The organism is Thiococcus pfennigii, from assembly GCF_016583835.1.
In the GTDB taxonomy this organism is placed as follows: domain Bacteria; phylum Pseudomonadota; class Gammaproteobacteria; order Chromatiales; family Chromatiaceae; genus Thiococcus; species Thiococcus pfennigii.
Genome location: NZ_NRRW01000044.1, coordinates 1 through 16,783, shown reverse-complemented (window position 1 = coordinate 16,783; position 16,783 = coordinate 1). Strand labels below are relative to the sequence as shown.

Below are 16,783 nucleotides of genomic sequence, written 5' to 3'. Positions count from 1 at the left end.
CCGTTCGCCGTCTCGGACGATCGACAGATGAACGACGAGATCCTGGCACGCCTGGCGGAGGTCCTCGAGGAGCGCAAGGCCGCCGATCCGCAGTCCTCCTACGTCGCCAAGCTCTACGACAAGGGCCTCGATGCGATCCTCAAGAAGATCGGCGAGGAGGCCACCGAGACCGTCATGGCGGCCAAGGACGGGGCAGGGGAGCGGATCGTCAGCGAGGTCGCCGACCTCTGGTTCCACTGCCTCGTCCTGCTCGCCCACCAGGGGCTGGGGCCGACGGCCGTGCTCGCCGAACTGGATCGACGCTTCGGCCTCTCGGGGCTCGAGGAGAAGGCGCGTCGCGGCGAGTGAAGGCACGGCGACCCCTCGCTCCCTTGGTCATCGCCCGCGGCGTTGGGGTATGATCCGGCAACTCCGACGGGCGGCCCGCCTCGGGGCACCCGAGCGATTCGCCCGCTGGCGGCCATCATCAACTGATCCGGCATGCGAACCCCATCGCCGGCCAGACGAGGGCACGGCCATCGCGCCGTGCGCGTCCCGCACCGGCCCCTCCCGAGGGAGACGGAGAACGGGCGCGCCTCCGCCTATATCACAGCAACTGCATGACATCCCTGGCGGGATGATCGGGAGGAACACATGGGAGTCGGTGGCATCAGTATCTGGCAGCTGTTGATCATCCTGGTCATCGTGCTGCTGTTGTTCGGCACCAAGCGCCTGAAAAACATCGGCTCGGATCTAGGAAATGCCGTGAAGGGCTTCCGCGGCGCCCTGTCCGATGCCGAGAAGCGCGACGAGGAGGCGGAGAAGAAGGAGCAGGCCGGCGACGATGCCGCGCTGACCGCCGAGCGGCGCACCGCCGAGCCCGAGGCGACGAAGGACAAGGACCCGGCGGCCAAGTCCTGACCGCCCCGCGCCGCTGACACACCGCCGAGAGCCGTCCATGTTCGACGTCGGTTTTTTCGAGCTCGTCCTGATCGGGCTGGTCGCGCTGATCGTGATCGGCCCCGAGCGCCTGCCGCGCGTGGCGCGGGCCGCCGGCCTCTGGATCGGGCGGGCGCGACGGACCTTCACCGCGGTCAAGGACGAGATCGACCGCGAGCTGCGCGCCGAGGAACTGAAGGAGATCCTGCGCAAGCAGGCCGACAGCGAGTCCCTGGAGCGCATCATCGAGTCCCCGCCGAAGCCGGGTCGGACCCGGGCCGAGGCATCCGAGCCCAAGCCGACCGAGCGGTCGGCACCGCCCGATGGCACCGCTCATCGCAGCGATCCGCCCTAGGCGCGCCCACGGCACCGCACCGTCCATACCCCATCGACCCGATAGAGCCGCACCGTCGCGCCATGTCCCCGTCAGAGCAACCGGATGAATTTGGGGCCGAACAGCCCTTCATCGCCCACCTGATCGAACTGCGCAACCGCCTCATCCGGATGCTGGTCGCGATCGCGCTGGTGTTCCTGGCGCTGTTTCCGTTCGCCAACGACATCTACACGACGATGGCGGCGCCGATCATGGCCAAGCTGCCCGATGGGGCGAGCATGATCGCCACCCAGATCGCCTCGCCGTTCCTGACACCGTTCAAGCTGACGCTGATGGTCGCCGTGTTCGTCACGGCGCCCTACCTGCTGTACCAACTCTGGGCCTTCGTCGCGCCTGGGCTCTACCGGCACGAGAAGCGCTTGGCGGTGCCGCTGCTCATCAGCAGCATCCTGCTCTTCTACCTCGGGATGGCCTTCGCCTACTACGTCGTGTTTCCGCTGGTGTTCGCCTTCTTCGCGGCCGTCACGCCGCAGGGCGTGACCCAGATGCCGGACATCGCCTTCTATCTGGACTTCATCCTCAAGCTGTTCTTCGCCTTCGGCGTCGCCTTCGAGATCCCGATCGCGACCATCCTGCTCGTCGCGATCGGCGTGACGACGCCTGAACAGCTTGCCCAGAAGCGCCCCTATGTGATCGTCGGGGCCTTCGTCGTCGGCATGGTGTTGACGCCGCCGGACGTGATCTCCCAGACCCTGTTGGCCATCCCGATGTGGCTGCTCTTCGAGTTGGGCATCGTCTTCTCGCGCGTCCTGCTCAGGCCGCGGGCGGCGGCCGACGACGAGGAGGGGGACGATCCGGATCCGGCCGACGATGCGGGGCCGACGCCGCGGGCATCGGCCGCGTCCGCTGGGGCGCCGGAGGCGGACACCGGGCTCCTCGAGGCCGAAGAGGCGCCGCGACGGCGCGCACCCGAGGCCGCCGATCCGGTCACCGCGAAGCTCGAGCGGGTCAAGTACCTGCGCGATACGGATGGCGATCTCGAGGAGGTCCGGCGGTTGCTGCACGAGGTCCTCGGCGAGGGCCGCGTCGACCAGCGCATCGTCGCGCAGAACATCCTCGAACAGCTCGGCACGCCCTGATCGACGCCGCCACCGGCGCAGGTCCTGTGGTCCTGCGGCCGTTCGGTGGTCGAAGGTCGGGCAAGGACATCCCTTTTGGATTATTATTGGCCCGGTCAATCCAAAAGGCGGAGAGAAATGGCCCCAGCGAGCCTTCAGATCCACTATAAGCAGAATCGTCTCAAACAGTTGCGGGCGTTCTGCCACGCCGCCCGCACCGGCAGCGTCAGCGCCGCGGCCGAGAAGATCTTCCTCAGCCAACCGACGGTCTCGTTGCAGATCCAGGCCCTCGAACGGGAATTCGACACCATCCTCTTCGAGCGGCGCGGCCCCAAGATCAAGCTCACCCCGGAGGGCGAGCTCCTCTTCCAGCTCGCCGAGCCGCTGGTCGAGGGGATGGACAAGCTGCACGAGACCTTCGCTACCCAGTGCGGACGCGTCGACCAGGGCGTGCTCAACATCGCCGCCGGCGAGTCGACGATCCTCTACGTCCTGCCCGATCCGGTCCAACGCTTCTCCGACCAATTCCCCGGCATCGACCTGAAGCTGCACAATGTGACGGGGCGTGACGGCCTGGCGATGCTGCGTGCCGACACGGTCGACCTCGCGGTCGGCTCGATGCTCGAGGTCCCCGACGACATCACCTACCGACCGTTCGTCACCTTCCGCCCGACGCTGATCACGCCGCTCGACCACCCCCTCGCCAACAAGGGCGATGTGACGCTCGAGGAGATCGCCCCGTACGGGCTCATCCTGCCGCCGCGCCACCTGAGCACCTGGCGCATCGTCGACCTGGTCTTCAAGCAGCATAACCTCAGCTATCGGGTCACGCTGGAAGCGGGCGGCTGGGAGGTCATCAAGAAATACGTCGAACTGGGGCTCGGCATCTCGATCGTCACCGACGTCTGCCTCACCGGCGACGAGCCGCTCGGGCGCGTCGCCCTCGACCGCTACTTTCCCAAACGCAGCTACGGCATCGTGCTGCGACGCGGCAAGTTCCTCTCCCCGCAGGCCAAGTCCTTCCTCAAGGTCCTCGACGCCTGTTTCCCCGAACGCGACCCCATCCCGCCCCAGCCGACCGTCGGCGACGTCGACTGGGACGACACCCAGCTCGGCTGACGACCGAGGGGGATGCGGCCCGCGCGGGATGCGCGGGATGCGCGGGGCTGCCGCGGCGTCGGTCTTCGAGTGGTTTCGCGACGGAACGACCGGGACCGCGCGACGCGCCGGGGTCAGTCCCGGCGCAATTCGTCGGTGAGGGCAATCGGCGTCGGGTAACGTCGCACGACCAGATAGGAGGACACGAGAAAGGTCAGGATGGTCGCGAGCTGCAATGTGTAGGACGCCAGCTCGCCGATTACCCCTTTGCTCAGCGCCAACGCCGCGATCAACAGCGAGAACTCGCTCAGCTGGCCGAGGCGGTGACCGATCTCGCCGGCGCGTGCCCGAGTCTCGCCGGTCTGCATCAACAGCAGGCGAAACACCAAGGGCTTGATCAGCAGTGCGGTGCCGGCCGTGAGCACGGCCGGCAGGATCGCGTCCTCGACCATCCCGAGATTGAAGCGTGCGCCGAGGCTGAAGAAGAAGAGGACGAGGAAAAAGTCCCGCACGGCCCGCAGGCTCTCGGCGATATAGAAGGCAATCGGGCTCGACGCGAGCGAGATACCAGCGATAAAGGCGCCGATCTCGCGCGACAGCCCCAGGCCGAACGACAGCTCCGCAAGGCCCACGCACCAGCCGATCGCGAGCAGGAAGACGTACTCGCGGAAGGTATCGAAGCGTTGGATCAGCGGCAGCAGCAGGTAGTGGGCGCACGCGATCGCGACGAGGATCAGCAACGGCAGCTTGAGCAGGACCAGGGCCATCTGGATCCATGGATTCTCGCCGCCGGTCGCCCCACCGATGACCAGCAGTAGGGCGATCGCCAGCAGGTCCTGGAGGAGTAGGACGCTGATGATAACCCGGCCCATCCGCTGGTGGTGCAGGACGGTCGTCGGCAGTAGCTTGAGGCCGATGATCGTGCTCGAGAAGGTCATCGCACCGCCGATGATCAGGGCCTCGACAAGCGTGAAACCCACGCCCAGACCGATGGCGATGCCGGCGCCGGCAAAGGCCGTCGAACTGGCGAAGGTGACGATGGTCGTGCGACGCAGGCTGCGCAGAAGATCCTGTGGATCGAGATTCAGCCCGAGCAGGAAGAGTAGGAAGATGATGCCGATGTTGCCGATCTCGGCGACCGTCTCCGGGTGTTCGACCAATCCTAGTCCCCAGGGTCCGAGCAAGGCGCCGAGGGCGATATAGGCGATGAGCAGCGACTGGCGAGCAATCAGGGCCAGCGTCGCCAGCACGGCGGCGCCGGTGAAGACGAGGAAGACGGTGAAGATGATAGGTTCGTCAGTCATGAAGGCCCCGCTGGAACTGCGCGCATTGTTGCCGCGTCGCGATCCGGATCACAAGCGTGATCTGGCCGACCCCTGCCTTTTCGTGCCACGACAAGCCTTTCGGGCAAGGGCCGCTTGCTGGGCCGACAAGGGCGCAGTATGCTGCACGACCGTGTACTCACAGGCCTTGCTTATGGACATCACTGCGGAGATCGGACGTCGCCTGCGTGCTGCGCGCCATGCCCAGAGGCTCAGCCTGGCGCAACTCGCGGCCCTGACGAAATCGCTGTCGAAGTCACGCATCAGCAACTACGAGCAAGGGATTCGTCGGATGGGCATCGAGGAGGCCCAGACCCTGGCCCGGGCGCTCGGCAGCGTGACCGCGACCTACCTACTCTGTCTCGACGACGAGCCGCAGTTGACCATCGACGAGCTGGAGTTGCTGCGTAGCTACCGGGCGGCCGACGAGCGCGGCCGGGACACGATCCGCCAACTGGCCGAGATCCAGGCGCGATACCAGCCCGGCGAGGGCAGCAAGGGTTGACGTGCGCATGGCCGAGGCGGGACCTCACGGGGGGGCCTGTTGAGAGACACTGGGGCGCGGGCACCGGCCCGGGTCGATCGGCCGCCGGCCGCGCGCCTGGACCGCGGACGCCGCGCCGGGGTCCACAAGGGGGAGGTCGATGAAGCTCGGTATCGATCGACTGCTCGAGGAGGGGGCGCTGCGCCGCCCGCTGCGCGGCCGGCGCGTGGCCCTGCTCGGCCACCCGGCCTCGCTGACATCGGATGGGCGGCACAGCCTCGATGCCCTGATCGAGGGGACCGACCTGAACGTCTGCGCGGCCTTCGGTCCGCAGCACGGGATGCGCGGCGACAAACAGGACAACATGATCGAGTCGCCCGACTATGTCGATCCGCGTCACGGGATCCCGGTCTTCAGCCTCTACGGCGACGTGCGCTACCCGACCGCGGCGATGTTGGAGGGCTTCGACTGCCTGCTCGTCGATCTCCAGGACATCGGCACCCGCATCTATACCTATCTGACCACCCTCGTCTACCTGCTTCAGGCCTGCGACGACGCCGGCAAGGCCCTGTGGGTGCTCGAGCGTCCCAATCCGATCGGTCGCCCGATCGAGGGCAGCCTGCTCGAACCCGGCTGGGAGAGCTTCGTCGGCGCCGGCCCGCTGCCGATGCGCCACGGGCTGACGCTCGGGGAGTTGGCCCGTTGGTTCGTCGCCACGCGCGGCCTGTCGCTGGAGCTCGAGGTCGTGACCATGGCCGGCTACGATCCGACCTCCGGTCCCGGCTGGGGCTGGCCGCTCGGCGAGCTGTCCTGGGTCAACCCGAGCCCGAACGCGGCGAGCCTGAACATGGCCCGCTGTTTCCCCGGCACCGTCCTCTTCGAGGGCACGACGCTGTCCGAGGGCCGCGGGACGACGACGGCGCTCGAGCTGGTCGGGGCGCCGGACCTCGATTTCCACCGGCTGCTCGCGCGCATGGCGGACCTCGCGCCGACCTGGCTCGAGGGCTGCCGGCTGCGACCTTGCTGGTTCACGCCGACCTTCCACAAGCACGTCGGGCAGCTCTGCGGCGGCGTGCAGATCCACACCGACAATCGCCACTACCGCCACGCGCAGTTCCGGCCCTACCGCCTCGCCGCGGCGCTGCTCAAGGCGATCCGCCTGGAGCGGCCGGACTATCCGATCTGGCGCCACTTCGCCTACGAGTACGAGACCGAACGGCTGGCGATCGACCTGCTCGCCGGCGGCACCTTCCTGCGCGAATGGGTCGACGATCCACAGGCCACCGCCGGCGACCTCGAGGCGCGCCTCGCGCCCGACGAGGCCGGTTGGGCCGAGGCGGTGCGGCCGTCCCTCTGCTATCCATAGCGGCACATCGGAGCGTCGCGGCGGGGCCGCGACGCGTTACAATTCGGCGTTTCAAACCAGGTGGAACGGTCGGGGCCGAGGTCGGCGAATCCATGCCGCCGCGCGCCGCCCGGCGTCGCCCCGAGCAGCAGGTCAGGCCATGATTTCCCTTCTCGACTATGGCGCGGGCAATGTGCGCAGCGTCCGCAACGCGATCCGCAAGCTCGGCTTCGAGCTCACCGATATCCGCCGGCCCGAGGACATCCTGCGCGCCGAGCGGCTGATCTTCCCCGGCGTCGGCGCCTTCGGCGCGGCGATGCAGCGCCTGCATGCGCTCGGCTATGTCGAGCCGCTGCGCGCCTATCTCGCCGAGGGCCGGCCGTTCCTCGGCATCTGCATCGGCCTGCAGTGCCTCTTCGAGGGCAGCGAGGAGTCGCCGGGCGTCGCCGGGCTCGGTCTGATCCCGGGGCGGATCCGACGCTTCGACGCGAGCCGCCTGTCGGTGCCGCACATGGGCTGGAACGGGATCCGCCCCGAGCAGGCCGGCCTGCTGCTCGCCGACTACGCCGGCGAGAAGCTCTACTTCGTCCACTCCTACCATGCCGAGCGCACGGCCGAGAACCGCGACTGGGTCCTCGCGACCTGCGACTATGGCACGCCGTTCGTCGCCGCCGTCCAGCGCGGCCAGGTCGCGGCCGTGCAGTTCCACCCGGAGAAGAGCGGGGCGGCCGGCCTGCGCCTGCTCGAGCGCTTCCTCGCCGGGCAGCCGGCCGCGGCCGGGCACCCCCCGCGAGCGGCCACGACCGGCTTCGCCAAGCGCATCATCGCCTGCCTCGACGTGCGCTCGAACGATGCCGGCGACCTGGTCGTGACCAAGGGCGATCAGTACGACGTGCGCGAGGCCGGCGAGGTGCGCAACCTCGGCAAGCCGGTCGATCTCGCGCGGCGCTACTACGAGGAGGGCGCCGACGAGATCACCTTCTTGAACATCACGGGTTTCCGCGACTTCCCGCTCGCCGACCAGCCGATGCTCGAGGTGCTGCGCCGGACCTCGGAGCAGGTCTTCGTGCCCCTGACCATCGGCGGCGGTATCCGCGCCTTCACCGATGCCGACGGCCATTACCATTCGGCCCTCGACGTGGCCGCCGAGTACTTCCGCTCCGGGGCCGACAAGGTCTCGATCGGCAGCGACGCGGTCGACACCGTCGAGCAGTACCGCGCCCGCGGCCGCAAGGACGGCAGCAGCGCGATTGAGCAGATCGCCGAGGTCTACGGCAACCAGGCCGTGGTCATCTCGATCGACCCGCGGCGGGTCTATGTGCGCTCGCCCGAGGAGACCGCCCGCCCGGTCATCGAGACGGCCATCCCGGGGCCGAACGGCGAGCGCTACTGCTGGTTCCAGTGCACCGTCAAGGGCGGGCGCGAGGGTCGCGACCTGGATGCCGTCGAGCTCGCGCGGGCCTGCGAAGAACTCGGCGCCGGCGAGATCCTGCTCAACTCGATCGACCGCGACGGCACCGGCGCCGGCTTCGACCTGGAGCTGGTGAAGGCGGTCGGCGACGCGGTCTCGATCCCGGTGATCGCCTCGAGCGGTGCCGGGCGGGTCGAGCACTTCACCGAGGTCTTCACCGCCACCGGCGTCGAGGCGGCGCTCGCCGCCGGCATCTTCCATCGCCGGGAGGTGCCGATCGCAGCGGTCAAGGACGAGTTGCGCGCCCACGGCATCGAGGTGCGGGTCTGACCGGGGCGCGATGGCGCCCCCATATCATCACTTCCCGTGAACAGCAATGGAGATACCATGGATCGACAAACGAGTCGCCGCCGCTTCGCCGCGTCCTTCGCCCCGGTGGCGGCGACGGTTGCCCTGTTCTCGCTCGGCGCCCCGCTCGCCGTGTCCGCGGAACCCCTGAAACTCGACTGGCCGGCCCCGGCCAAGGCCCGCATCGTCGTCGAGGACAACAAGGCGACGCGCGAGACGACCACCGAAATGCGCCTCCTCGTGACGTCGCTCGAGGACGGCGCCAAGTGGCGGCTCGACTTTCCCGAGGTCAAGCTGCTCGAGATCAACGGCAACGACGTGACCTCGCCCGAGGAGTTGGCGCACGTGCCGGCAAACTTCCGGATCATGACCGAGGCGATGCCGTCGTTCGTCGTCGATCGCGAGGCGCGGATCGTCGAGATCCCAGGCGTCGAGGAGATGCTCGACACCCTGATCCAAGAGGTCCCCGAGAACCCGCCCCAGCAGACCCACGACGAGCTGCGCATGGCGCTCTTCGAGCCGAGCGTCATCGATCTGGTGCAGGCCAAGGCGGACCGTTTCTGGCACCTTTGGGTCGGCCTCTGGGTCGATAAGGAGATCGCGCCCGAGGAGCGGCTCGAGTTCGCGGCCGAGTCGGACTACGTCGGCATCACGGTACCGGCCGACGGCCGTTTCGAGAACCTCGGCGATGCATCTGGGTACCCCGGGGCTTCGCATCTGGTCTTCGAGCTAACCGCACGCGGAGACGCCCTGCGCGAGGCCGTCCATACCTCCCTCGTCAAGGCATTCGAACAGGCTGGGCAGCCGCTGCCCGAGGAGATTACGCTGGAATCGATCAAATCCGCCGAGCGACGCGAGCGGATCGATCTGATCGCCGATCTCGCGACCATGCGCCCCTACGAAGTCCGGGCCCTGACCAGCCTGACCCTGGATATCGGCGATGACGGCCCCCAGGCCAAGGTCGAGGAGAAGGTGTTCCGCTTCGACTGGGCCGAGTAGTCGACCGGCTCGGCCGGTGCGGACCTTGCCGCGGAGGAGATCATGACTCAAAAGATTCATCCCGAGGCCGGAGCGATCGGCCGAGGCATCCGACTTGGGCGCATCGCCGGCGTCGTTGTGACGCTCGACTGGAGCCTCCTGATCATCTTCGCCCTGATCACGGTCGCACTGGCCAGTGGGCCGCTGAGCACCTGGCACCCGGATTGGGGTACGGCCTTGGTGGCATCGACGGCGGCCGGCGCCGCCGTCGCCTTCATCGCCTCGGTGCTGGCCCACGAGCTCTCGCACGCGATCGTCGGGCGGCGCCTCGGGATCGAGGTCCGCCAGATCACCCTCTTCATCTTCGGCGGCATGGCCCAGATGGAGTCCGAGCCCCGCGCCTGGCGCGCGGAGCTCGCGATGGCGCTCGCCGGGCCCTTGATGAGCCTCGCGCTCGGCCTCGCCTGTCTCTCTCTGGCCGCCGTGCTCGCCGGTCCGATCGAGGTCGACCCGGACGACCCGGGCGGGGTGCTCGCGACGCTGGGGCCGATCACGACCATCCTCTTCTGGCTCGGGCCGATCAACATCCTGCTCGCCATCTTCAACATGCTGCCCGGGTTTCCGCTCGATGGCGGACGCGTCCTGCGCGCGCTCCTCTGGGGGCTGACCGGCGACCTGCTGCGGGCGACGCGCTGGGCGGTCGGGGCTGGACAGGCCCTCGCCTGGCTGCTCATCGCGACCGGCATCGCGATGATCTTCGGCCTGCAGGTACCCATCTTCGGCTCGGGTCTCGTGGCCGGACTCTGGATCGCCGTCATCGGCTGGTTCCTCAACAACGCCGCGCTGATGAGCTATCGGCGGGTCTTCGTCGAGGAAGGGCTCGGCAAGGTCCCCGTCACGCAGGTGATGCACCGCGACCTGATCAGCGTCTCGCCGCACTCGACGATCGCGGCGCTCGTCGACGAACACCTGCTCGGCTCCAGTCAACGGGCCTTTCCGGTCGTCGTCGACGGGCGCCTGATGGGCCTCGTCTGCCTGGCCGACGTGCGCCAACTGCCTCGTGAACGGCGCACCGAGACCCGGGTGAGCGAGATCATGACGCCCTACGAGCGCCTCCTCACCCTGTCGCCACAAGGCCGGGCGAGCGAGGCGGTCGCGCTGCTGGGCGAGCATCGGATCAACCAGGTGCCGGTCGTCGAGGGCGGGCGGATCCTCGGCCTGGTCTCGCGCGAGGATATCCTCAAGTGGCTGGCGCTGCGCCGCGGCCCGGCCGGCGGCGGCGCTTGATTGGCGGGCCGTCCGTCCCCTCCGGCACCCGCACGCTACCGACGCCGAGGCTTGTGCCGCGCGCCTACGGCACCGACAGGGGACCTTGAAAGATTGCCATCTGGGTAATCTTTCAAGACGCGAAGCGAAAATGCGATTTCCGCTTCGCTTCATTTTCAGTCGCTTAGGCGACTGAAAATGGCGGGGCATCCTTGCCCCGCGCGGACACCTTGAATTTTTCTAAGGTGCCCGACAGTCGGGTCAGGAACGCCAACCGCTCTGGAGGTCACCGATGGCACATCCCACACGCCTGCTGATGCGCGGCTTCGTCACCCACGACACCGAGCGCTACATCATCGAACGCCCCGCGGGCTTCACGTTCGAGCCGGGCCAGGGCTGCGAGCTCACGATCGAACGGCCGCCCTGGCAGGGCCAGGGGCATCCGTTCACGCCGACCAGCCGGGTCGACGACCTGGTGCTGGAGTTCACGATCAAGCGCTATGACGAGGGCGACGGCTTCACGCGGGCACTGCATGGACTGGAGCCGGGCGCGCCCATGACGCTGAGCGACCCCTTCGGCACCATCACCTACCAGGGACCCGGCCTCTTCATCGCGGCCGGTGCCGGGGTCACGCCCTTCCTCGCGATCCTGCGTCGACTGGCCGCCGACGGCGCGCTCGAGGGGCATCGTTTGCTCTTCTCGAACAAGACCGCGGCCGACCTCATCTGCGGCGAGGAGCTACGCCACTACCTGGGCGGGCAGGCCGTCTTCACCTACACCCGCGAAGCTGGGCCGGACGGGCGGACCCAACGGATCGACGCGGACTTTCTGAAGGGGCAGATCGAGCGGCTGGACCAGTGCTTCTACATCTGCGGTCCACAGGCCTTCGTCTCGGCGGTCAAGGAGGCCCTCGTCGGGCAGGGGGTCGCGCCCGAGCGGCTCGTCTACGAACGATGACGGCCTCGAGGGTGAGGTTGGATCGTCCGAACGCGGCGAGCGACCCCGGGTCACGGGCGGCGCCCAAGCGGATTCCAGGGTAAGCACAGCGCAATGAACCTGATCGATATCGCCGGTCGCCTGCGTGACGAGGTGGATGTCCTCTCCTTCGCCGCCCCGGTCGCCTACGTCTACAACCCGCTCGACTACGCCTGGCCGGCCCAAGAGGCCTATCTGCGCCGCTTCGGCGGCGGACGACCCCAGGTCGTGCTGCTCGGGATGAACCCGGGGCCGTTCGGGATGGCCCAGACCGGGGTCCCGTTCGGCGACGTCGGCATGGTTCGCGAGTGGCTCGGCATCGAGGCCGCCGTCGGCCGCCCCCAGCGCGAGCACCCGAAGCGACCCGTGACCGGCTTCGCTTGCCCGCGTCGCGAGGTCAGCGGCCAGCGGCTCTGGGGCTGGGCGCAGGCCCGGTTCCCGACACCGGAGCGCTTCTTCGCTCAGTTCTTCGTCGCCAACTATTGTCCGCTCGCCTTCCTCGAGGAAGGTGGGCGCAACCGCACCCCGGATGCCCTGCCCAAGGTGGAGCGCGAGCCCCTGTTCGCTGCCTGTGATCGAGCGCTGCGGGCGACCGTCGAGGCGCTCGCCCCGGCCTACGTGGTCGGTATCGGCCAGTTCGCGGCGGACCGGGCGGCCGCCGCGCTCGGCGGTCTGGAGGTCACGGTGGGGAGGATCCTGCACCCGAGCCCGGCGAGCCCGGCGGCAAACCGCGGCTGGGCTCGTCAGGCCGAAGAGGGGCTTCGCGAACTCGGCGTGTCGTTGCCGGATCGGGCGGGCACCGCGTAGGGGCGGAGGAGAGGTGGGCGACGTCCGCCTCGCGATGCCCGGGGGGGCGCACCGGGCCTCGCCACGCAAGACCCCGCAAGGGCGCGACGCGCCTCGGTCTCAGAGACTCACGAAATAGAGGGCTGCGCCGGCGAAGGCCAGAAACATCACGGTAAAACCCAGCAGCCCGGGATATCGCTTCTTCCAGTACTGATAGAGCGTGCCAAGACCCAGGAGCGTAAACAGCGCTGCCATGGCGTAGACGATGTTTTCCATGATGACCTCTGGAGAATGCAACGGACGCGGGTGCGGCGTGCGGTTACACGTCGCCGGAAATATGGGCGCGGCAGTATACCAACCCCGTTCTACGCGCCACAAGGCGGCCTGGATCGGCCCTCTGGATCGGCCATCAGGGCGGATCGGTCCCGATCAGCGGGGGCATGCAGCCCGTAGGTCGGGTTAACCCTTCGGGGCGTAACCCGACGGCCGGCAACGCGGCTCCTGGCAAGGCCGCTGTCGGGTTAGGGCGCGTGCAGTCCTTTGTTTTATCTCGACGGCCGTGCCGGCGCGCCTAACCCGACCACCGGCCGTGCCATCGGCCCAGGCGTCGCCTGCGCGGTTGGATGCCCAGGTGGCGGGTGGTCCGGGCCGGCAATCGCCGGCAAGCCGACCCCGATCACCCCGGGCGGCGGGGATGCGCCGGCCGACCTCGACGAGGATCGACCGTCAGAGGTCGTCTTCTCAGCGACTTTGCGGTTACGATCCCGCATCGAATCTGGCGTCCGCGCAGCGCGGACCCGAACCCAGGAGTCCCGAAGACATGAGCCTTGTGCCCCCTCGTGAAACCCCGAAGCCGCCACGTCCACCGCGCCAGGTCCGTGCCAACGCGGCGCCGCGCCGGATCTGAGGGGGCCTATGAACATCCTGCTCGCGACCGACCTCGTCGTCGACATCTGTGCGGCCCGGCCCGAGGCCGGTGCCCGAGCCGCGCGCGCGCTCGCGCTGGCCGAACGCCTCGGCCATCGCGTCTGGCTCTACGTCGGCGCCGTGCAGGCGCTCGAGGCGGCCCTCGTCGAGGCGCTGAAGGCCCAGGGCGTGACCGCCTCGGACGGTGCCATCCGCTCGCGCGTGCGGGTGCTGCTGAAAGATTTCATCCGCGGCAAGCAATGGCTCGCCGCCCTGGCCGGCGAGGGGGACGTCTTCGATGCCGAGGACCTGGGCGCCGCCCAACTCGTCGCCGCCCTGGCACGCTTCGCCGACGACGACATCGTCCTGCTCACAGGCGATGAGCGCCTGCTCGCCCGGCAGGATCCGCGGATCCAGACCCCGGCCGATTACACGGCTCGATTCACAACGGCGGAGCGCCAGGCGGTCGATGCCTTCATCGACCTCAAGGCCCAGCAGGATCCCCTGCGCCCGGCGTTGGAGCAGGGCCTCCACCGCGTCCTCCATCACGGCCAGTACATCCTCGGCCCCGAGGTCGCGACCCTCGAGGCGCGGCTCGCCGACTATGTCGGCGTCGAACACTGCATCACGGCCGCGAGTGGCACCGACACCCTGCTGATCGCGCTGATGGCGCTTGGCATCGGCCCGGGCGACGAGGTCATCACGACACCCTTCACCTTCATTGCGACCGGCGAGATGATCGCCTTCATCGGGGCCAGGCCGGTCTTCGTCGACATCGATCCGAGGACCTACAATCTGGACCCGACTCAGATCGAGGCCGCTATCGGACCGCGCACGCGGGCGATCATGCCGGTCAGCCTCTATGGCCAGTGTGCGGACATGGACGCGATCAACGCGATCGCCGAGCGCCACGGCCTGCCGGTCATCGAGGATGCCGCCCAGTCGTTCGGCGCGACCTACCGGGGCCGGCGCTCCTGCGGGCTCTCGACGGTCGGCTCGACGAGCTTCTTCCCGGCCAAGCCGCTCGGCGGTTACGGCGAGGGCGGGGCGCTCTTCACCGACGACGCGGCCCTGGCCAAGGCGATGCGCGAGATCCGCGTCCACGGTCAGGACAGGCGCTACCACCATCCGCGGATCGGCATCAACGGCCGCCTCGACACGCTGCAGGCGGCGATCCTGCTGGCCAAGCTCGATCGCTTCGATTGGGAGGTCGAACGCCGCGCCGAGATCGGCGCGCGTTACACGGCTTGGATCGACGCGGGCTGCCCGGGCGTCGTCACGCCATACATCGAGCCCGGTGCGACGAGCGTCTTCGCCCAGTACACGGTGCAGGTCGCCAAGCGCGACGCCGTCGCCCAGGCCCTCGGCGAGGCCGGGATCCCCACCGCCGTCCACTACCCGATTCCGCTCCATGGCCAGCCCGCGTTCGCCGGCTATGGATACCGCGACGGCGACTTCCCGGTCGCCGAGGCGGCGGCGCAGCGGGTCATGAGCCTGCCGATGCACCCGGACCTCTCGGAAAGGGAGCAGCGGCGCATCGTCGAGGCCCTGACCGCGGCGGTCTGCACGTAGCCCGACGACCGGTCTGGGGTCACCGGATCGGAATGTCGAAATACTGGTCCGGGTAGGGCTCGTCGACGAGCCTGTAATGCCACCACTCCTCGGCGAGGTTCTCGAAACCCTGCTGCGCCATCAGCGACCTCAAGAGCAGGCGGTGCTCGCGCGCCGCCCCCGTGATGGCCGGATTGAGGGTGTGGGAGAGCGGGCTGAAGCAGTCGAACCCGGTCCCCATATCGAGGCCGTTGTCGGCGAAGCGCTCACCGACCGGGTTCTCGCAGGAACGCCGCGGCGCGCTCGGGTCGAAGGCGGGCTGCTCCGGGGTCGGCACCGGGACGATCGTGAGGTCGACGGTGCTGCCGCGCGAGTGGCCGGAGCGGGCGGCGATGTAACCATCGCGGAACAGGTTCCGCTTCTCGACCCCGGGGTAGAACTCGACCTTCATGCGCTCGTCATCGACGTCCTCGGCCCAGGCGACGAAGTGGTCGACGGCGCGCTGCGGCCGGTAGCAATCGTAGATCTTCAGCGCCAGCCCGCGCGGGCGCAGGGCGTCCTGGACCTTGGCGAGGGCCTCGATCGCGGGCGGCGTCAGGAGGCACTTGGGGGCCTCGTAGCCGTCGATCGGCTCACCGACGAAGTTGTGGGCGGTGAAGTAGCGGATATCGAGCCGGACATCCGGGATCGCCTCGCGGACATCGCGCAGCACGGGTGCCTCGGCGGTGGCTGCCTCGGCGGCGACGATGAACAGGAGCGCGATGGTTGGGAGCAAGCGGCACAGCATCTTGTCGTTCCTCATGGCGGACTCCTCTCGGATCGACGGCACCGACGGTGTTTGAGCATGCCACCCGCAGTCAGGTCCGCTCTACGCCGACCGGTCTCACTCCGCCACGGCGCCCGAGCCCGAAGCCGACCCGATAGACATCCGGGATGTTGATGCGCCCTGCGGCGACAGGTTGCAGGACTCCAAGCTCGGTCAGATCCTCTCTCAAACCGGGTGCGCCCTGCTGGATGCGCCGCGGCGGCAAGCGAGCCCTGGTACCTTCCAGGCTGCTGCCGATGGTTTCGATCGTACCGTTCTGCTGCCAGCGCGCCTCGATATCCTGAAACGGAATGGGAACGGTGAGCCCCGCAAGCGCTTGCATCAGATGGGCGACCCAGGGGTAGTCTTCGCGAATCTCTTCGACCCGGATGGCCGATGCCAGTTGCACGCCCCGCTTGAGCGCTTCATAGTGAAGTGCATACGGATAGTCGGGGTACCTGCGATGATAATCCGCCGAGGTCTCTGCGGCCATCCGCAGCGCTGCGACGAAACTGCGCGGGCTCGTCTGTTGATCGGCGTCGCCTAGATGATTCGGCAGCCAGGTGTAGGGGAAACCGCGGCGGGCATCGATGCCCATCCAGGGTCCAGCGATCGCATCGAACAGTCTTCGCTGTAGCTCCTCGTCCTGACGCATGCCTTGGGGCATCAGCCACACGCCATCTCCCCTTAGCTGCCACACTTGCCCGAAGCCGCGCTGGCAGTCATCCCGGAACGCCGCGCTTTCGGGTGCATTGCCCAAGTATTGCCAGAGCAGTCCGTAGAGCTCGCGACGCGGCCAGGTCAAGGCCACTGCACTGTCGATCACCTTGGAGGCATCGGGAAAGCTCTTGACCTCCGGGTCGTCGAGCATGTCGGGGCGCACGAAGACCTTGGGGCGAATCGCGCGATACGAGCGAAACTCCAATAGCACCTGGAGCAGACCGCGCAGCAGGTTACGCAGCATCGGCCAATCCGACGCCGTGCGGTCGAGGGCGTCGAACAAGACCAGATAGTGCCTGGACGGAAAGTCGTTTTCAATCGCAAGAACAATGCCTTATAATCGAATCGGGCACCGGAAGTCGAGCGGCCGGAAGCCGTCTGGGCCCACGGCGCCGCCGCTAACTGCCTGATTGTTCG

At 68.2% G+C, this 16,783-nt stretch carries 17 protein-coding genes; 13 read left to right on the top strand and 4 right to left on the bottom strand.

Annotated elements, in window-relative coordinates; genetic code table 11:
- The first annotated feature begins 27 nt into the window (after positions 1–27).
- The 5 genes from CKO41_RS13340 to CKO41_RS13320 all read left to right on the top strand — a co-directional run bounded on the left by CKO41_RS13340 (position 28) and on the right by CKO41_RS13320 (position 3,489).
- The gene (locus CKO41_RS13340) at positions 28–348 is read left to right on the top strand and encodes a phosphoribosyl-ATP diphosphatase (protein ID WP_200249404.1); all 321 of its coding nucleotides are present in this window, start codon (positions 28–30) and stop codon (positions 346–348) included.
- A 285-nt stretch (positions 349–633) separates the two neighbouring features.
- Positions 634–900: a Sec-independent protein translocase subunit TatA gene (gene tatA, locus CKO41_RS13335; RefSeq protein WP_200249403.1), complete on the top strand. Its 267-nt coding sequence runs from the start codon at positions 634–636 to the stop codon at positions 898–900.
- Between the two features lie 37 nt (positions 901–937).
- Positions 938–1,273 (top strand): Sec-independent protein translocase protein TatB, encoded by a 336-nt coding sequence (gene tatB, locus CKO41_RS13330; RefSeq protein WP_200382654.1) that lies wholly within the window; start codon positions 938–940, stop codon positions 1,271–1,273.
- A 62-nt stretch (positions 1,274–1,335) separates the two neighbouring features.
- The gene (gene tatC / locus CKO41_RS13325) at positions 1,336–2,391 is read left to right on the top strand and encodes a twin-arginine translocase subunit TatC (RefSeq protein ID WP_200382653.1); all 1,056 of its coding nucleotides are present in this window, start codon (positions 1,336–1,338) and stop codon (positions 2,389–2,391) included.
- Between the two features lie 117 nt (positions 2,392–2,508).
- A complete protein-coding gene (locus CKO41_RS13320) occupies positions 2,509–3,489 on the top strand; it encodes a LysR family transcriptional regulator (protein ID WP_200249398.1) in 981 nt (326 codons plus the stop codon).
- Between the two features lie 113 nt (positions 3,490–3,602).
- Here the strand turns inward: CKO41_RS13320 and CKO41_RS13315 are convergent, their stop codons facing one another.
- A complete protein-coding gene (locus CKO41_RS13315; RefSeq protein WP_200382652.1) occupies positions 3,603–4,772 on the bottom strand; it encodes a cation:proton antiporter domain-containing protein in 1,170 nt (389 codons plus the stop codon).
- Here CKO41_RS13315 and CKO41_RS13310 point away from each other — a divergent pair.
- The 7 genes from CKO41_RS13310 to CKO41_RS13280 all read left to right on the top strand — a co-directional run bounded on the left by CKO41_RS13310 (position 4,771) and on the right by CKO41_RS13280 (position 12,405).
- Entirely contained in the window at positions 4,771–5,295 is a 525-nt protein-coding gene (locus CKO41_RS13310; RefSeq protein ID WP_338113700.1) for a helix-turn-helix domain-containing protein, read from the top strand. The genes CKO41_RS13315 and CKO41_RS13310 overlap by 2 nt on opposite strands.
- A gap of 139 nt (positions 5,296–5,434) precedes the next feature.
- Positions 5,435–6,640 carry an exo-beta-N-acetylmuramidase NamZ family protein gene (locus CKO41_RS13305; protein ID WP_200249392.1) on the top strand — a complete coding sequence of 402 codons (1,206 nt, stop codon included), beginning with the start codon at positions 5,435–5,437 and terminating at the stop codon, positions 6,638–6,640.
- 139 nt (positions 6,641–6,779) lie between these two features.
- The gene (gene hisF, locus CKO41_RS13300; RefSeq protein ID WP_200249391.1) at positions 6,780–8,360 is read left to right on the top strand and encodes an imidazole glycerol phosphate synthase subunit HisF; all 1,581 of its coding nucleotides are present in this window, start codon (positions 6,780–6,782) and stop codon (positions 8,358–8,360) included.
- Positions 8,361–8,417: 57 nt separating this feature from the next.
- A complete protein-coding gene (locus CKO41_RS13295; RefSeq protein ID WP_200249389.1) occupies positions 8,418–9,377 on the top strand; it encodes a hypothetical protein in 960 nt (319 codons plus the stop codon).
- A gap of 42 nt (positions 9,378–9,419) precedes the next feature.
- Positions 9,420–10,643 carry a site-2 protease family protein gene (locus CKO41_RS13290; RefSeq protein ID WP_200249388.1) on the top strand — a complete coding sequence of 408 codons (1,224 nt, stop codon included), beginning with the start codon at positions 9,420–9,422 and terminating at the stop codon, positions 10,641–10,643.
- Positions 10,644–10,914: 271 nt separating this feature from the next.
- Positions 10,915–11,580 (top strand): ferredoxin reductase domain-containing protein, encoded by a 666-nt coding sequence (locus CKO41_RS13285; RefSeq protein ID WP_200249387.1) that lies wholly within the window; start codon positions 10,915–10,917, stop codon positions 11,578–11,580.
- Positions 11,581–11,673: 93 nt separating this feature from the next.
- Complete coding sequence (locus CKO41_RS13280; protein WP_200249386.1) at positions 11,674–12,405, top strand: single-strand selective monofunctional uracil-DNA glycosylase; 732 nt, start codon at positions 11,674–11,676, stop codon at positions 12,403–12,405.
- Positions 12,406–12,504: 99 nt separating this feature from the next.
- Here the strand turns inward: CKO41_RS13280 and CKO41_RS13275 are convergent, their stop codons facing one another.
- Positions 12,505–12,660, bottom strand: a complete 156-nt coding sequence (locus CKO41_RS13275) for a hypothetical protein (protein WP_200249385.1) — start codon at positions 12,658–12,660, stop codon at positions 12,505–12,507.
- 639 nt (positions 12,661–13,299) lie between these two features.
- On the opposite strand from CKO41_RS13275, the gene CKO41_RS13270 reads away from it, so the two are divergent.
- The gene (locus tag CKO41_RS13270) at positions 13,300–14,862 is read left to right on the top strand and encodes a DegT/DnrJ/EryC1/StrS family aminotransferase (RefSeq protein ID WP_274607535.1); all 1,563 of its coding nucleotides are present in this window, start codon (positions 13,300–13,302) and stop codon (positions 14,860–14,862) included.
- 19 nt (positions 14,863–14,881) lie between these two features.
- Here CKO41_RS13270 and CKO41_RS13265 read toward each other — a convergent pair whose 3' ends face one another.
- Both CKO41_RS13265 and CKO41_RS13260 read right to left on the bottom strand, forming a co-directional pair.
- On the bottom strand, positions 14,882–15,643 hold the full coding sequence (locus CKO41_RS13265; protein WP_200249383.1) for a M15 family metallopeptidase: 762 nt from the start codon (positions 15,641–15,643) through the stop codon (positions 14,882–14,884).
- A gap of 55 nt (positions 15,644–15,698) precedes the next feature.
- Positions 15,699–16,610, bottom strand: coding sequence for a hypothetical protein (locus CKO41_RS13260; protein ID WP_200382651.1), 912 nt, complete (start codon positions 16,608–16,610; stop codon positions 15,699–15,701).
- Positions 16,611–16,783: the final 173 nt, after the last annotated feature.

Excerpts from the sequence above, each read along its gene's own strand:
- tatB (WP_200382654.1), top strand. The coding sequence starts at position 938 with ATGTTCGACGTCGGTTTTTTCGAGCTCGTCCTGATCGGGCTGGTCGCG.
- CKO41_RS13305 (WP_200249392.1), top strand. The coding sequence starts at position 5,435 with ATGAAGCTCGGTATCGATCGACTGCTCGAGGAGGGGGCGCTGCGCCGC.
- CKO41_RS13265 (WP_200249383.1), bottom strand. The coding sequence starts at position 15,643 with ATGAGGAACGACAAGATGCTGTGCCGCTTGCTCCCAACCATCGCGCTC.
- CKO41_RS13285 (WP_200249387.1), top strand. The coding sequence starts at position 10,915 with ATGGCACATCCCACACGCCTGCTGATGCGCGGCTTCGTCACCCACGAC.
- CKO41_RS13260 (WP_200382651.1), bottom strand. The coding sequence starts at position 16,610 with ATGCTGCGTAACCTGCTGCGCGGTCTGCTCCAGGTGCTATTGGAGTTT.
- tatA (WP_200249403.1), top strand. The coding sequence starts at position 634 with ATGGGAGTCGGTGGCATCAGTATCTGGCAGCTGTTGATCATCCTGGTC.
- CKO41_RS13295 (WP_200249389.1), top strand. The coding sequence starts at position 8,418 with ATGGATCGACAAACGAGTCGCCGCCGCTTCGCCGCGTCCTTCGCCCCG.
- CKO41_RS13290 (WP_200249388.1), top strand. The coding sequence starts at position 9,420 with ATGACTCAAAAGATTCATCCCGAGGCCGGAGCGATCGGCCGAGGCATC.
- CKO41_RS13280 (WP_200249386.1), top strand. The coding sequence starts at position 11,674 with ATGAACCTGATCGATATCGCCGGTCGCCTGCGTGACGAGGTGGATGTC.
- CKO41_RS13315 (WP_200382652.1), bottom strand. The coding sequence starts at position 4,772 with ATGACTGACGAACCTATCATCTTCACCGTCTTCCTCGTCTTCACCGGC.
- CKO41_RS13310 (WP_338113700.1), top strand. The coding sequence starts at position 4,771 with ATGAAGGCCCCGCTGGAACTGCGCGCATTGTTGCCGCGTCGCGATCCG.
- CKO41_RS13275 (WP_200249385.1), bottom strand. The coding sequence starts at position 12,660 with ATGGAAAACATCGTCTACGCCATGGCAGCGCTGTTTACGCTCCTGGGT.
- CKO41_RS13270 (WP_274607535.1), top strand. The coding sequence starts at position 13,300 with ATGAACATCCTGCTCGCGACCGACCTCGTCGTCGACATCTGTGCGGCC.
- CKO41_RS13340 (WP_200249404.1), top strand. The coding sequence starts at position 28 with ATGAACGACGAGATCCTGGCACGCCTGGCGGAGGTCCTCGAGGAGCGC.
- tatC (WP_200382653.1), top strand. The coding sequence starts at position 1,336 with ATGTCCCCGTCAGAGCAACCGGATGAATTTGGGGCCGAACAGCCCTTC.
- CKO41_RS13320 (WP_200249398.1), top strand. The coding sequence starts at position 2,509 with ATGGCCCCAGCGAGCCTTCAGATCCACTATAAGCAGAATCGTCTCAAA.
- hisF (WP_200249391.1), top strand. The coding sequence starts at position 6,780 with ATGATTTCCCTTCTCGACTATGGCGCGGGCAATGTGCGCAGCGTCCGC.